Here is a 15,053-nt window from a genome sequence, read left to right as displayed (position 1 = left end):
CAGAGCGGGGCGCAGAAGGCGCCCCGTTTTTTTAACCGTGAATGACTTCCAGCACACCATTAATAACAAACTGCACGCCCATACAGACCAGTAAAAATCCCATCAGTCGCGAAATCGCTTCGATGCCGCTTTTGCCGACCAGCTTCATAATGGTGCCTGAGCTGCGCAGCGCCAGCCATAAAATCAGGCTGACCGTAAAAAAGGTGATAACGGGCGCAACTCTGTATACCCATTCGGAAAAATCTACACCGCTTTTCACCGTTGAGGCAGAGCTGATGATCATGGCGATGGTTCCAGGCCCGGCAGTGCTTGGCATCGCGAGCGGTACAAAGGCAATATTCACTGGCTGGTTAGCTGTTTCGAGTTCATCGTGTTTATATTTGGCTTCAACGGAGTGCGCGGCCGGTTGCGCCGGAAACAGCATTTTGAAACCAATAAACGCGACGATTAACCCACCGGCGATGCGCAGACCAGGAATAGAGATGCCAAAGGTATGCAGCACGGCATTACCGGCATACCACGCCACCATCATGATGGCGAAGACATAAACAGAAGCCTCCAGCGCCTGGCGATTGCGCTCGCGGTAATTCATGTCACCCGCCAGACCGAGAAACAGCGCCACGGTTGTCAGTGGATTCGCCAACGGCAGTAACACCACCAGTCCGAGTCCTACAGCCTGAAATAATTCCAGCATGGCACCTCTCTCATAGGGGTCTGTTTTAATGTTTAGGCCGTTCCAGCGCCTCTAACAGTTCAGGGAAGAAGTCTTGCAGGATCTCGGGCGTCATCAGCTCAGGATATTGCATCAGGTGTTCACGGATGCGCTCGTTGACGTCGGGAATAAGCAGTTTTGCCGCTTCGGTGGCGCTGAGCTTGTGCTTCTTCATAACGCGCAGCAGGCCATCGGGCTGATTGTCTTCGTCTTCTGCATCATCTGCCATCTCCAGCGCATCCAGCTCGTCGAACATCTCCATCAACGCTTCCGTTTGAGGCGTTCGGGATTCATATTCGCGCGGGTGCTCATTTTCCAGAAAACGCAGCATTGCACGCATCGGCGTACCATCTGGCGTAGCGGGCGGCTCTACTGCAAACCAACTCAGCAACTGATGCATCGTGATTTGATGCACGTGATAACCGCTATCGACCAGTTCATCAGCCAGCAGTTCAGCGGTTTCATTTTCGATCAGACAGATATGGGTACGGTTCGATTCATACTGTTCGAGCCATTGGTAAATCTCCTCAATCACCCCATCGTCATACTCGAACTTTTTATTTTGGTAGCTGCCATCCGGGCCATGTACGCAGGCTTTAATGAGATCGGGATCGAAGTAAATCGCAATGTTGAAGCCTTTCATACGTGCTGTCCTGTGTGATCTAAAAAACTCACTATAACGCCGACTGAGCAGATGGGAAATGGCGAGGTTGATTGGCTGTCTGGAAGTGCGGAGAAGAACAATTTATTGTGTTTTTTTGCTGTAAACAGCAGCAACAGCGAAGCGGGGAGCACTAAAGGGGCACCGATGTGTCGGTGGAACCGGAGAATGGCAATCCTTCGCCAGTTATCCTTAAGAGATAAAGTTTTTACCCTGTTTCAACACCACGTCACAGGCTTTGGTCTTCAGCTTCTCACCCATCGGTGAATTGCTCAGGCTCTGCAAATTCAGTTGCTGACCATTACCGGTGTTTAACAGACCAGCCACACCCTGCTGATAATCGGTTTTTTGCTCTTGCGCAGTGGTGGTGCTCAGTCCCAGCTTACTTAGTACCTGATCCTTCACGGATTGCACATTGTTCTTTACCACGTTGTGCTCAACGCAATACTGCATGACACCTGCGGCATTGGTCATGCTGTTTGCGCTGACGGCTTTATCACCACCGTTTAGCAATCCTGTGATTGATGAGAGCGATAAGCCGCTGTTTTGCGAACTGCTGGTGGTTGTGCCACTGTTTTGCTGGCTGAGCTGCGATGCTGCGCTGCTCAACTGATCCTGCCAGCTTGCGGCTGACGCACTACCCGCAACCAACAGTGCTGCGATTCCCCATCCCCAAACGCGTTGTGTTTTTTTCATACTAACCTCAGTCATTTCATTATCTTTGCAGGCTCTGGCCTGTTAAGAGGAATAATGCCGGGTAAAGTTCCAAAATAATCGACGCACAGCCTGCTTTGAGAATATTCTGTATTTTTAGTTTGTCGGTTAGCTATGCGTAATCGCACTTTATAAAGGTAATATTGATAGCGGGTAATTATGCAGGGTAAATAAATTTTACACCTCAGAAACATTATTTAATATTTATACGCACCCTGTTTTTAATTGATTAATTTTATCCTGGGAAACGTAAATTTCGCGCTGCGTTTTTTGTATTGAGTTCAGCCTGCATGAGGCCTCACAGTGCATAGGGTGGGGAAACAGGATGCTGTGGCAAACTCATTTTTCATCAATAAGTTAAGGCAGAAAGGAAATTTTTCTGGCTGCGTTTAATCCGCTTTTTTAATTCTTCAGGCTGCGTTGTTTTTATTCCCGCCTCTAAAAAATAATTATTAAATCGACTTCCCAATTTAAATATCTTGTCTAGGCTTATCACTGTGTCAGGTAATTGTGGTGAACATTCATAGCGCATTATAAATTGAATTGATAAACGGGAGAATATATGGCTGGACAGCCGGAACACAATAAAGATGCCGAAGTAACGTTAAAGCTTGCAGAAGAGCAAATTGCGTTGACTAAGCAGAAAGTTGTGGATGGTCATGTCCGCGTAACCCGTTCCACAACTGAACACGATGAAGTGATCAGTACGCTGCTCCAGCAGGAAAAAGTGGAAACAGAGCGCGTGGCTAAAGCGCAGCGCGTTGAATCCATACCGGAAATCAGGGAAGAAAACGGCGTACTTATTGTCCCGGTCGTTGAAGAAGAGATTGAGATAGTAAGAAAGCTGGTGCTGAAAGAAGAGATCCACATCCGAAAGGTGCAGGAAACCGCGCCTTTTCAGGAGGTGGTAACTCGACGTAAACAGCAAGTGAAGATAGAGAGAGACGACGATCGGTAATTAAATGCTAACAAGAGAGGAATGATCATGGCACACGAAAAAAATCGTAACACTGTTCGATTCTGCAATGCAGGCAGATGCCGCGAAAAGAAATCTCATGAAAGCTGGTTTTCCTGATCAGGATATTAGTTTAATTAGTGGTGAACGTTTGCAGTCGGAAGGCAAAGCGATTCGACATCCAAGCATCTGGCAGCGCCTGTTTGGTCATACTGTAGATGAAGACCAGGCAGATGTTTATACCAGAGCGATGGATAAAGGTGGCGTCGTACTTTCGCTGCGTACCGAAGAAGATAATCTGGCCAAAGCGATGACCATTCTTCACTCGCATGATTCGGTAGATGTACCGTCACGCATGAATAGCTCGCTAACCGATGCGCCAGAGAAAAAATTCACCACAGGTGAAGCTGCTGATCCTATCGTAGGTGGCAATTTTGCTGGTGAAACCGACGATCGCAAACTACGTAAAGTAGAACCTCTCCGCACGTCGCTAACGGGTAATGAGACTGAAGAAGATATTCTGCGTCTGGCAGAAGAGCAGATTGAAGTGGGTAAACGTCTGGTCAGCGAAGGTTCAACCCGTGTCCGTCGTTATACTGTGACAGATGACGTATCACGTGATATTTCGCTGCATGAACAGCACGCAGATATATTCCGTCGTTCGGTAAACGAACCGGCGCTGGCTGGCGAAGTTGACTGGTCTGAGAAAACGGTAGAAGTGGCCGAATCGCATGAGCAGCCGGTTGTTAATAAAACCACCAATGTGAAAGAGGAAGTGGTGGTGCGTACCGACGGCAGCGATCGTACGGAAACCATCAACGATACGGTACGTCGTCAGGAAGTGGATATTGACAGGAATGCACCGGAAGCGCGTGAGCGTGCCTTGTCACCTAATAGTGGGGCCAGTACGGCAGGCAGTGCAGGCGTTACGCCAGCGGCAGCCTCAACGAATGCTGCCTCAACAAATGGTGTAAATACCACGGGTAACACAACGCTGAATCCGCAGACGCGTGACAACAAGCCAGGCATGGCCGAAAGAGCAGGTGAAAAAGTCAGTGAAGCGAAAGATAAGGTCGAAAGTAAACTGAAAAGTCACGAGTATGACCATTCGCACTAATGTGTAGGTTCAAAGCGGCTCTGAAACACTTTTGAGCAACACCAGATTGGGCCAGCCGAAAGGCTGGCCCTGTTGCGTCTGGAGGGGTCAGCTTAAGTTCTCCTGCTGTCGATAAGTCCAGGCGTGCTGAAAACAGGCGGTGAGGAAGTTTGGCCATGTTAGTAAGGAAGGGATTGTGAACGTTGGTGAATACGAGTGTTCAGCGGGCAATGAGTGATAGATGGCGGCTTCAGCGCGTGTTCCGCTGGTTTTTTCATCGCTTAGCGCACAACCCAGCGAAAGAGGCTTGCGCCGCGTATCGGTAACGGTATAATCCCCAACGTTTTCCGCATCCTCTTCAGTGCCGAAGTGGCGAAATCGGTAGACGCAGTTGATTCAAAATCAACCGTAGAAATACGTGCCGGTTCGAGTCCGGCCTTCGGCACCATCGAAATGCAAAATCAAGCTACCTGAGGGTGGCTTTTTTGTGTCTGAAATTCAGTATCCGCAAGGCTTTCCTCACTTTTTACTCGGCCTGACTCAGCCTGATTCGATCTACATCAACTTACTGATACGGGTACATCTGCATATACCCGGCTCAACTTTGTATCTCTTTTACTTTTAAAGCTGGACCACGCTAACCTCTTTTGCTTATCAGGTGTCTTTGATGGCATTTACGGGGCTTATTAATATCAGATTTAATCCTTTATTCGATGTGAATTTCAGAACCCAGACCCATTAAGAACAATCCAGCCTAATAACCATCGCCTTTACAGAATAAAGAATAAACCAATAAAAAAGCTGCCTTTCGGCAGCTTCCTTATATCAATGCAAACAGCACTGTTTATATTTTTTTCCGCTACCGCACGGACAGGGATCATTCCGGCCGGGCAGCTTGTCAGCCACTACAGGCTTTTGCGGCTCTGGTATCGCTTCGGGTTGTGAAATCCAGTGATCATGCAAAGCCAGAGCAGCAGGGCGGATAGCCTCAATGCTGGCTTCCATCTCTTCTGGCGTTAAGGCATCCAGCTTCTCGAGATTCTCTTCTTTGCCATGTAAGGCAATCGCGTCCAGTGCCGGTTGCAGGGATGCCGGTAGCGCAGACCAGTCGGTGAGCGCCACGCCGCGCATATAGCCGAAGCACCACTCTTCTACCACGGTGAATTCCAGGCCTTCCATTTCGCGGATGCCAAACACCGGTTCAAACTGCTCCGGGAACTCGGATAAACGGTCGGCGATGTCGTTCATATGCTGAAAGCAAAGCTCCATAAAGCGCGTCATTTCACGCTCGTTGCTCCACTTCGGCACATGTTTCTGACCGCCCCACAGGGCGAGTAGCCATTCGCTCGGCTCGACCATAGTCGGCCCGGAAAGCACAGCGGTGAGCAGGCCATCCAGTTCTGAGACATCCAGAATCGATGCTTCACTGCCGTATTTTTCCAGCATATCTTCAAGCCATTGCAGCTCTTTCTCGGTCAGTGGGCCTTCTTTCATACGGTTGCCTCCCCGGCGTTGCGTTGTTCAGTAGCAAATAAAACCGCAGCAGTGTACACGCTTATCGGTTCGCTACCAGCTTAACGTCAGGTTTAGCAGGGTTTTCCTTATCAGCCCAGTGATCTCCGCGATTTTAGTGCTAACCGGGGCGGTAAGCATCAGCCTTTATATTGATTACCGCTCTCATCGGCAGGGCAGAAATCGTTCAGGCGGCTAACAACCGGGAATGGCGCAGCAATGTCAGGCTGCTACAGTCGCGGCGGGCTTTGTGATATCGTGCGCCGCATTCGCTGTTTTATTGACCGCAATGCTCGCCCATAACAATGATGTGGTGTTTTTATCTGGATGGATCCTTTGACGCCTTTATTTGCCCGCTTTGCTTCAGCCTTCCGTTATCACGGGTATCGCTTATGCCTGCTACTTTTCGCTACGCTGATACTCTCTGCCTGCGGCACCCTGTCGCAAACCTCCGCGCCTGTTGGCGATCGGGTTTATCTGTCTCACGATGCGTTTCATGAAAATGTCGAAGATCTTGTCCGGCACTATATGCAGCGAAAGCAGGTTTCAGGTATCAGCATCGGTTTAATCCAGCGCGGCGGTCCGGCAACGTTTTATTCCTTCGGCGTCACTGATGACGTCCATCGCTATCCGGTTACGCCAGATACCTTATTTGCGCTGGGATCGCTAAGCAAAGGCGTTACCGCTGAAGTGATTATTCAACTGGTGAATCAGGGCAAGCTGCACTGGGATGACACGCTGAAAGATCTCCTGCCCAATAACGTGCCGTTAAGCGTTGACGCCCGGCGGATAACGCTGCTGCAGCTGGTTACACACACATCGGGTTTACCGCGTCAGGATATGGATTTGCCGATGTTGCGTCAGTTTATGCGCTATCTCAGCAGCGGTGAAAACTTCTATGGCAACCTCGACAGCGACTATGTGCTTCGCTACCTGGCCCATTTTTCCGCGCCTGCGGTGCGCGTGCCGGTTTACTCTAATCTTGGCTATGCGCTAATCGGTTACATCCTTAAACAGCGGTTGCATCAGGATATCGAATCGCTGGCCGCAACATTCATTTTTCAGCCACTGAAAATGACGCAAACCAGCTTTCAGCCGCTTACGCTGTCTGGCTTTCCACAGCGTGCGTTGGGACATGCGGGAGATCAGCCGAAGTTTATTGCGCGCGGCAACCTGACGCCGGACTGGCATTTCTGCGGTAACATGGTGGCGGCAGCCAGTCTGTATAGCACCTCACGCGATCTGCTCGCCTATCTACGCGCCCATTTGCAGCCCACCAATAATCTCTCAATAAATCAGATGTTTGCAGAAATAACTCATCCCCTGGTATCAGCGCGGCAATCAGGCGCAGAATATGGCCTGGGTGACGGATAATCTCGCTGGGCAGAAAATTACCTATCAGGTAGGTTATATCGGTGGCTATTCGAGCTTTATTGGTTTTGATAAAAAGAATGGGAACGCTATCGTGGTGCTGCAAAATGCGTTTAACTGGAGTAACTATCTGGGTATCGCATTGCTGATGGATTTGGCGAACAAAGAAAGCGTGAAATCGCCGCAATAGCGTTGCCTTTCCTTATACTTAGCCAGGCTGGCGGAAAACGGTTCCTGAACAAAGGACCCAAAGCCTGGTCTACTGTTACTACATACTTATTTAACCTGGAACTTACTATGCGCAGGACTCAAATCACTCTTTTTGCGGGTTTACTGTTTGGCTCACTGAGCCTGATTCCATCTGTGCAGGCGGCGGGTGAAGCGACGGATACCGTGCCACCCCCACCGCAAATTCAACCTGCCGATCCGGCGCAGCCCGATGCGAATGTAGCTCAACCGCAAGCCTCTTCACCTGCCGGGGAGCAACCCTCACAGTCAAACGATGGCATTACGCCAACCACGCCTGCGCAACCGGATGCCAGTGCCGCGCAGCCGAACACGCCGCCAACCTACGATCTGACCACGATCATCATCGATTACAAAGAGTACAAAGTAGGCGACATCGTGCCGCAGCAGTATCTGGATAAATCCTACACCATTACGGAATGGCAAAAGCGCAACTTACCGGCGCCTCAGGAGAACTCTCATTGGGCCTATATCAATGCGAATTACATTTTGATCGCCAATGACAGCGGTAAAATTATTATGGGTAAATCAGGTGATATCTTCTTCCGTGGATAACACCCAAAGCCGGTCAGCCTGACCGGCTGAGTTTTCAATAAAGCTAACCGAAGCGTTCGGCTCGAAAGGATGCCAGCATCGGATGCTTCTCGCCGGTAATGATTTCATCAGCCAGTAGCTCAGCGGCAATCAATGCCAGCGTCGCGCCTGAATGAGTAAACGCGACAAAACAGCCCGGCACGCTCTGCAGTTCGCCTAAAACCGGTTCGCCATCACCCGGGATCGGTTTTAATCCCAGCTTCCAGCTGTGAGGGATCAACGCTGCATCACCGCGCAGCAGCTTGCTCGCTTCCTGCGCCAGTTGCGCAACGACACTTTCGTTAATCTGATAGCTGCCATCGGATTGCAGTTTGATGTCGTTTTCATACCAGTCGTGATCCAGCGCGTAACGTTTACCAGGGTTGGGTCGTACCGCTGCGCGTGGCGTATTGAGCACTGTCTTCAGGCGCTGCTCACTCGGTTCGGTAATCACCAGCATTGACACCGGAGAGCCGTCAGGAATGGTGACGCCAAGTGGCGCAACCACCTGCGGCGTCCAGGGGCCACAGGCAACCAGAACCGCATCGGCGCGCAATTCGCCTTTATCGCTGCGCACGCCACAGGCGCGACCCTGTTCGCTGATGACGCTGGCTTTACCGGCCTGTTCAACAATCTCTGCGCCCAGCGCACGCAATTCACCCACCAGATGCTCAACCAGATGTGGCAGGCTGACCCAGCCTTCACCCGGGTTAAAAATGGCCTCGTCTGCCATCACGCCTGGATTAACCTGCTCATCAGCCTGAGCCACCGTGTTTGCCGAAACAAGGTGGGAATCATAACCGTGCGCTTTTTCATAAGAATGCCGTGCCCGCGTTCCGGCAACATCATTGGCAGACCAGCAAATTCCGCCATCAAAGCGCAGCCAGTCGCGTGTGGGATCGGCAGCAAACAGGGTACGATAACGATCAATGCCCGCCATGCGCAGCGCATGATAAGCCGTGGAGCGTTCTCCTGCTGAATTGAGCCACGATAGCGAGCGGCCCGACGCGCCAGAACAAAGCTCAGCTTCTGTCACCAGCGTCACTTTTGCACCGCGTTTTGCCAGTTGTAACGCACTGGAAACGCCCAGCACGCCGCCGCCCAAAACCACTACGCTCATCTCATTTTTACCTGCCATTGTTCTGTTCCTTGTTAAAGAAAAAGGGAAAGCCGTTACAGCACTTCTGAAAGGAAACGTTGCAGGCGGGGCGACTGCGGTGCGTCGAAAATCGCACCGGGCGAACCGACCTCAACAATCTCGCCTTCATCCATAAACACCACCTGATCGGCGACTTTGCGTGCAAAACCCATCTCGTGCGTCACCACCACCATCGTCATGCCGCGTTTGCACAGATCCGCCATTAAGGTCAGCACGCCTTTCACCAGTTCGGGATCAAGTGCCGATGTCGCTTCGTCAAACAGCATCACTTCCGGGTCCATCGCCAGCGCCCGTGCAATCGCCACGCGCTGCTGTTGCCCGCCAGAGAGATCGCGCGGCCGGTGTTCGGCGCGTTGCCCCAGGCCAACCTCTTCCAGCCGCTGGTGAGCAATCGCCATCGCCTGTGCTTTCGGCAACCCCTTTACTTTCCAGGAGCCAGCGCCACGTTCTCCAGGGCGCTGTGATCGGGAAACAGGTTGAAATGCTGAAACACCATACCGATGCGCAGCCGCAGTGCATCGGGCTTATCACGCAGCACCGAACGGTCGGCCACTAATACATCGCCCGATTTCGGTTCATGCAGACGATTAATGCCGCGTAACAGCGTCGATTTACCTGAACCCGAAGGACCGATAATGCAGGTCGTGGTGCCGGGAGGAATTTTTAACGACACGTTGCGCAGGACCTCAATCGGGCCATAAGCCAGCGTCAGATTACGTAACTCAAGGCTGGCACCCTGCCAGCTTGCCTGCGCCGGGCGTTCGGCGAGAAGTGGTTGACTCATCATTGCCCCCGATCGCTGATTAATGAATGGGTCGCTAATGCGCCGTTTGGCCGTTTCTCTACCTCATCCAGCTCTTTCAGGCCGCTTTGAGGCGCAGTAAGGCGGCGGCGACCCGTGCGGTAGCGCACATCGACATAGTTCACCATGTGTGTGAGCGGTACGGTGATCACCAGATAGAACAATCCAGCCAGCATCAGCGGCGACAGGTTGCCGGTGAGCACCGCCGCATCCTGACCCACGCGGAACAGCTCGCGCTGACTGGTCATCAACCCCAGCAGATAGACCAGCGAAGAGTCTTTGATGATGGCGATGAACTGATTCACGATAGCGGGCAACACGCGACGGATGCCCTGCGGAATTATCACCAGACGCATTGCGCGCCCATAGCTCATACCCAGCGCACGACAGGCTTCCATCTGACCGCGCTCCACGCTTTGAATGCCGGAACGGAAAATCTCACCCATATAAGCACTGGCGATCAGGCTGAGGGCAAAAATGCCGAGCGGATAGGGCGTCGGGCCAAACAGCTGATAGCTGAAGCGGGCCAGCCCCTGACCAATCAGCAGAATGGTCAGTATCGACGGCAGACCGCGAAACAGGTCGGTATAAATCCGCGCCGGAACACGCAGCCAGCGCGAGGGGGAAATACCCATTAACGCCAGCAGTAAACCAAACAGTGTGCCAAGCAGCGTTGCGGCGAGCGAAATGATAAGGGTATTGACCAGACCCGTTGCCAGTAACTGCGGCAGCACCTCTTTCATCGAATCGAGATCAAAAAAGTGCGAGAAAGTATTGTGAGCAGATCCATCGCCGTCTCCATTTAGTACGTTGATGTTGACTCAGGACGCTACGCGTCCGCGCAATTACTGTCCGCCGGGCAAATACTGCCTCGGCATTGGCGAACCCGGGAACCACTTCTGATAGAGCTGCTTCCAGGTGCCATCTTGCATCGCGGCTTTGATCGCTTTATCCAGCGCCGCTTTGAATTCAGGTTTGCCTTTAGCAATGGCAATGCCAGCAGGTGCGTCGAAGGAGGGAATATCTGCGGCTGAAACCAGCTTGAAGCGGTCGGCGTAACTCTTTGCGGCCTCATAATCGAGAAACATAGCATCAAGCGTGCCGTTGTTGAGAGCCGATACCGCGCTGTTATTATCCGGGAATCGCACCACATCAGACTGAGTGAAATGCTGCACCGCGTAGTTCTCTTGCAGGGTACCCTGGACAACACCGATGCGGTGTTTAGCCAGGGTTGCTACGTTTTTAACCGCGCTGTCACTGCGGGTTAATACCGTTAAGTAACCGGCTAAATAGCCTGTGGAAAAATCGACGGTTTTTTCACGCGCCGGGGTGATACCAATTGCCGCGACTGCTGCATCGTATTGACCATTCGCCACGGCAGGCATAATCGCTGAAAAATCCTGACCGATAAAATCGACCTTATCGATACCCATGCGATGCGCAACATTTTTGAAAAACTCCACGTCAAAGCCGGTGAACTGGCCACTGGCATCGGTGAAGGTATAGGGTTTGGAATCGCCCACGCTGGCAATGCGCAGGTGGCCGGGTTCGATCAGGCCATAGGGATTGTCATTGCTGGCCGCCAGCGTTGTGAATGATATAGACAAGAGTGCGATGGAAGTGCAGAGCAGCTTACTCAGAGTGTTATACGATTTCATAGCTCATCCGTTTTTGCAGGTTAAACATCAGAGACTGTTGAGCCGGTTGTTATTTTTGAGACCGGTCTCATTACAGGTGTCACCTTGATAACGTTGTCATTGTGAGACCGGTCTCAAGGGGATAGAATGAGTTTAAGCACAGCCTTTTTTCGGCGTCAATCATCCTGTTATCAACCTGTGATTCGAATTTATTATGACCAACCTAAAACCACGTTCTAAAGCCCCTACGGTGGCTGATGTGGCACGCGCAGCAAAAGTCTCCAAAGCCCAGGCGGCACGGGCGTTGGGCGGTTATGGTGCAGTAAGCGAAGAGGTGCAGGAGCGTGTAAGCAGTGCGGCGCTACAGCTTGGCTATCGGCCTAATGCACTGGCGCGCAGCATGAACACCGGGCGATCAAACACCATTGGTGTGATTGTCGGGGATATTGAGAATCCTCATTTTGGTCTGGCGCTACGCGGTATGGCTGATGTGGCGCGGCTTGCTGGCTATCACTTGTTGCTCAGTAACAGCGATGAAAAAGGGCAGGCTGAGCAGGATGCAGTGCGTGTCATGCTGGAAAAGCGTGTGGATGGCATTATTGTGGCACCCTGTTGCTCCAGTCTCGAAAAAAACAGCCACTTAATTCAGGTTCAGGCTGAAGGAAAAGCGTTAAAATTATTCGATCGCGCAGTAGATGGCCTTGACGTTGAAGCTATCTGCTGTGATTTTACTGAGGTCGCGCAGCAGGCGACGCAGCAGCTCATCACCGCCGGGCATCATCAAATTGCTTATGTCACCAGCATGGAACTGGACCGGCCGTATCGCGCCCTGTCCGATTTTGGCTTAACCCCGGTTGCCCAGCGTGTAGAGGGCATGATGAAGGCATTTTCTGAGGCAGGTTTGCCGTTCGATCCTGCGCTGGTTCAGGCCAATGCCTGTGATGAGGTTTACATCACCCGTATTGTCGATGCGCTGTGGCAGCGACCGCAGCCGCCAACGGCGCTGATCGCCTCTGACAGCGTGGTGGCAATGTGGCTGTTGCGGGAAATCACGCGACGTGGGTTGCGCATTCCACAGGATGTTTCATTCGTGATGTACGATAACTTCCCTGGAGTGAGGTGGTTACGCCACCGCTGACCGTCGTGGCGCAACCGGTATACGAAATGGGGCGTGAAGCGGCACGTCGCTTGATTGCCGAAATCCGGGATGAAGAGGCGGGTCCCATGCCCAGTTTTACTGCAGAGCTGATAACGCGCCACTCCATCGCCACGCCAGCGGTTAATCATTCGCCTGCGTTACCCGCGCCGGACGTGTGATCTAACAAGCGTTGGATTTGCTTCACGCCTGCCACGATTTGTGTGGTGCTGGTGTTGCCATAGCCAAGCACCAGCCCTTGCTGTTTTGGCTCGCAGAGATAAAAGGTCGAAAGGGCGGCAGGGGCAAAGCCTGCCCGCCAGAGAGCCGCCGCCAGGGCCTCATCACTCTGGCTCAGTTGCAGCACCAGATGCATGCCGCTGTCACCGCCGAGTAACTGAACATGTTCACCCAGCAGCCGCTGAAGCTCAGTACGCAATGTTGCCTGACGCTGACGATACAAACGGCGCATTTTGCTCAAGTGACGGCTGAAGTCTCCACTGCGAATAAACCGTGCCAGGGCCTGCTGTTCGAGACGGTTGCCGCCGCGCAGTAGCTCGTGCAGCGCCGGGCGTAACCGGGCAGTGAGATGGGCAGGCAATACCATGAAACCGATCCGCAGAGCAGGAAACAGCGTTTTACTGAACGAGCCGAGATAGATAACCGGTGCGTTGTCAGTCATGCCTTGCATGGCAGCAATGGGCTCACCGCGATGATGATAATCGCCGTCATAGTCATCTTCGATAATCCATGCCTGATGCTGCTGCGCCCTGGCAATCAGGGCCAGACGTCGCGCCGCGCTCATCACCGCGCCAGTGGGATATTGATGCGTGGGAGAGGTGTAAATCACTTTCGGCGGCGACCTTTGCCAGTGGCGATCAAGCGGAGCCAGCCCCTGGGCATCCACGGCGATCGGTACCACGCTTAAATCTCCGGCATGCAGCGCAGCTTTTGCGCCGCGATAGCCAGGATCTTCGACCCAGCCGGTATCGCCAGGGTTTGTCAGCAAGGTGACGCACAGCGATAACGCTTGCTGTGTACCTTCAGTGATGACGATTTGATCCGCCAGACAGCGCACGCCGCGCGTCATGCCCAGGTGCTGCGCTATCGCTTCCCGCAGATCGCTTTCGCCCAGGGGATCGCCATAGCCCAGCAGGCGTTGTGGGGTCTGACTCAATACGCTGTTTAGCGCGCGTCGCCAGGCGGCGAAAGGGAAATGGCTGAGTGCGGGTACACCTGCGCGGAGTGGCAAATCGTCGCGACTGAGGCGATGGCCTGAATGCAGGTTATTCAGGCGCTGTGCAAGCGGCAGCATAGCTGGTGTTGAGGCTGTGCTGGCACGCGGCAGCGCCACAGGCGTAATACGACTCCCCTGACGGTCACTGATCAAATAACCTTCTGCCTGTAGCTGGGTCCAGACGTTGATAACAGTGTTACGCGAGACCTGCAGCTCCTTTGCAAGCTGTCGTGTTGCGGGTAAACGCGCACCTGCGGCGAATCGCCCATCCAGAATCGCCCGCTTAACGCGCTGATAAAGCTGTTGCTGCAACGTGGTGTTATCAGCAGAAAGCGGCGCAAACAGCAGTGAAAAATCTTGTGTCACAGCGGCCTCCGTGGATCCATCATTTTGCCTGATTGTGGCGCTTTTTAACCCACCAGCAAAGTGGCAATCTGCTGTAATCGTCTAAAACAGGGAGTCGCTATGTCGCAGTGTATTAATCAGTATGGTCAGCCGGTGGGTCAGCCTTTGGTATGGCAAACGCGGCCTTATCCACAACGTGTTGTGCTCACAGGGGAAACCTGTCGTCTTGAACCGTTTAGCGTGGCTGTACACGGCGCAGACCTTTTGCCGCTTATGCGCTGGCAGAAGACGGGCGTGACTGGACATATCTCTTTGCCGGGCCGTTTGATACGCAGCAGGCCTGGCGTGCATATGCAGAGCAAATGGAAGCAAGTGACGATCCGTTACACTTCGCGGTGATTGATCGGCAAAGCGGAAAGCCGATCGGCAGCCTGGCGCTGATGCGCATCGACGCGAAACATGGCGTCATTGAAGTGGGGCATGTGGCCTTTTCGCCGCTGCTGAAACAAACGCGCATGGCAACCGAGGCGCATTATTTGCTGATGCATTATGCCTTTGAACAGCTTGGCTACCGTCGCTATGAGTGGAAGTGCGACAGTTGTAATGTGCCTTCACGACGGGCAGCTGAGCGACTGGGTTTCCGCTATGAAGGGGATTTTCGTCAGGCCATTGTTTATAAAGGACGCACCCGGGATACCAGCTGGTTTTCAATTATTGATGGTGAGTGGCCGCAGGTGAAAAAGGGCTTTGAGTATTGGCTCAGCGGTGACAATTTTACGCCAGAGGGCAGGCAACGCCAGAAGCTGGAGACGTTGCGGTTATCGCGATAAGCGTGGCCCGGCCAGCGGACTGACGGCAGCCCACTCTTTTTTACAGAGATTACGGTGCAATGCGCACC

General features: G+C 52.7%; 10 protein-coding genes, 1 tRNA gene and 5 pseudogenes. 7 read left to right on the top strand and 9 right to left on the bottom strand.

All coding sequences use genetic code 11. The features are described 5' to 3' along the window. Window positions 1-31: 31 nt before the first annotated feature. The 3 genes from O3W44_RS10260 to O3W44_RS10250 form a co-directional block, all read right to left on the bottom strand. Window positions 32-694: a MarC family NAAT transporter gene (locus O3W44_RS10260; RefSeq protein WP_269292979.1), complete on the bottom strand. Its 663-nt coding sequence runs from the start codon at window positions 692-694 to the stop codon at window positions 32-34. Between the two features lie 25 nt (window positions 695-719). Continuing rightward, window positions 720-1,355: a hypothetical protein gene (locus O3W44_RS10255; protein WP_269292978.1), complete on the bottom strand. Its 636-nt coding sequence runs from the start codon at window positions 1,353-1,355 to the stop codon at window positions 720-722. A 210-nt stretch (window positions 1,356-1,565) separates the two neighbouring features. Continuing rightward, window positions 1,566-2,069 (bottom strand): DUF2501 domain-containing protein, encoded by a 504-nt coding sequence (locus tag O3W44_RS10250; RefSeq protein WP_269292977.1) that lies wholly within the window; start codon window positions 2,067-2,069, stop codon window positions 1,566-1,568. 580 nt (window positions 2,070-2,649) lie between these two features. On the opposite strand from O3W44_RS10250, the gene O3W44_RS10245 reads away from it, so the two are divergent. The 3 genes from O3W44_RS10245 to O3W44_RS10235 all read left to right on the top strand — a co-directional run bounded on the left by O3W44_RS10245 (window position 2,650) and on the right by O3W44_RS10235 (window position 4,586). Beyond that, the gene (locus O3W44_RS10245) at window positions 2,650-3,045 is read left to right on the top strand and encodes a DUF2382 domain-containing protein (protein ID WP_269292976.1); all 396 of its coding nucleotides are present in this window, start codon (window positions 2,650-2,652) and stop codon (window positions 3,043-3,045) included. Window positions 3,046-3,142: 97 nt separating this feature from the next. Next, window positions 3,143-4,159 carry a YsnF/AvaK domain-containing protein gene (locus O3W44_RS10240; protein ID WP_269292975.1) on the top strand — a complete coding sequence of 339 codons (1,017 nt, stop codon included), beginning with the start codon at window positions 3,143-3,145 and terminating at the stop codon, window positions 4,157-4,159. Window positions 4,160-4,501: 342 nt separating this feature from the next. Continuing rightward, a tRNA-Leu gene (locus tag O3W44_RS10235) sits at window positions 4,502-4,586 on the top strand. A gap of 377 nt (window positions 4,587-4,963) precedes the next feature. Here the strand turns inward: O3W44_RS10235 and O3W44_RS10230 are convergent. Continuing rightward, window positions 4,964-5,632: a YecA/YgfB family protein gene (locus O3W44_RS10230; RefSeq protein ID WP_269292974.1), complete on the bottom strand. Its 669-nt coding sequence runs from the start codon at window positions 5,630-5,632 to the stop codon at window positions 4,964-4,966. Between the two features lie 345 nt (window positions 5,633-5,977). Here O3W44_RS10230 and O3W44_RS10225 point away from each other — a divergent pair. After that, a pseudogene (locus tag O3W44_RS10225) lies at window positions 5,978-7,211 on the top strand (serine hydrolase domain-containing protein). A gap of 107 nt (window positions 7,212-7,318) precedes the next feature. Then, complete coding sequence (locus O3W44_RS10220; RefSeq protein WP_269292973.1) at window positions 7,319-7,822, top strand: RcnB family protein; 504 nt, start codon at window positions 7,319-7,321, stop codon at window positions 7,820-7,822. A gap of 43 nt (window positions 7,823-7,865) precedes the next feature. Here the strand turns inward: O3W44_RS10220 and O3W44_RS10215 are convergent, their stop codons facing one another. The 4 genes and pseudogenes from O3W44_RS10215 to O3W44_RS10200 form a co-directional block, all read right to left on the bottom strand. Further along, on the bottom strand, window positions 7,866-8,978 hold the full coding sequence (locus O3W44_RS10215) for an NAD(P)/FAD-dependent oxidoreductase (protein WP_269292972.1): 1,113 nt from the start codon (window positions 8,976-8,978) through the stop codon (window positions 7,866-7,868). 35 nt (window positions 8,979-9,013) lie between these two features. Beyond that, window positions 9,014-9,783: pseudogene (locus O3W44_RS10210) on the bottom strand (amino acid ABC transporter ATP-binding protein). Next, a pseudogene (locus O3W44_RS10205) lies at window positions 9,783-10,591 on the bottom strand (amino acid ABC transporter permease). The pseudogenes O3W44_RS10210 and O3W44_RS10205 overlap by 1 nt, the downstream one beginning before the upstream one ends. Before the next feature lie 55 nt (window positions 10,592-10,646). After that, window positions 10,647-11,459: an ABC transporter substrate-binding protein gene (locus O3W44_RS10200; protein WP_269292971.1), complete on the bottom strand. Its 813-nt coding sequence runs from the start codon at window positions 11,457-11,459 to the stop codon at window positions 10,647-10,649. A 193-nt stretch (window positions 11,460-11,652) separates the two neighbouring features. On the opposite strand from O3W44_RS10200, the pseudogene O3W44_RS10195 reads away from it, so the two are divergent. Further along, window positions 11,653-12,755: pseudogene (locus O3W44_RS10195) on the top strand (LacI family DNA-binding transcriptional regulator). On the opposite strand, the gene pdxR reads toward O3W44_RS10195, so the two are convergent. Beyond that, complete coding sequence (gene pdxR / locus O3W44_RS10190) at window positions 12,722-14,176, bottom strand: MocR-like pyridoxine biosynthesis transcription factor PdxR (RefSeq protein WP_269292970.1); 1,455 nt, start codon at window positions 14,174-14,176, stop codon at window positions 12,722-12,724. The pseudogene O3W44_RS10195 and the gene pdxR overlap by 34 nt on opposite strands. Before the next feature lie 99 nt (window positions 14,177-14,275). Here pdxR and O3W44_RS10185 point away from each other — a divergent pair. After that, window positions 14,276-14,985 (top strand): annotated as a pseudogene (locus tag O3W44_RS10185) (GNAT family N-acetyltransferase). The last annotated feature ends 68 nt before the right edge of the window (window positions 14,986-15,053 follow it).

This window comes from Pantoea sp. LMR881, assembly GCF_027157825.1.
GTDB classification, from domain to species: Bacteria; Pseudomonadota; Gammaproteobacteria; order Enterobacterales; family Enterobacteriaceae; genus Pantoea; species Pantoea haifensis.
Note: the sequence above shows the minus strand (reverse complement) of the source record. Positions and strands in the feature narration are given on the sequence as shown.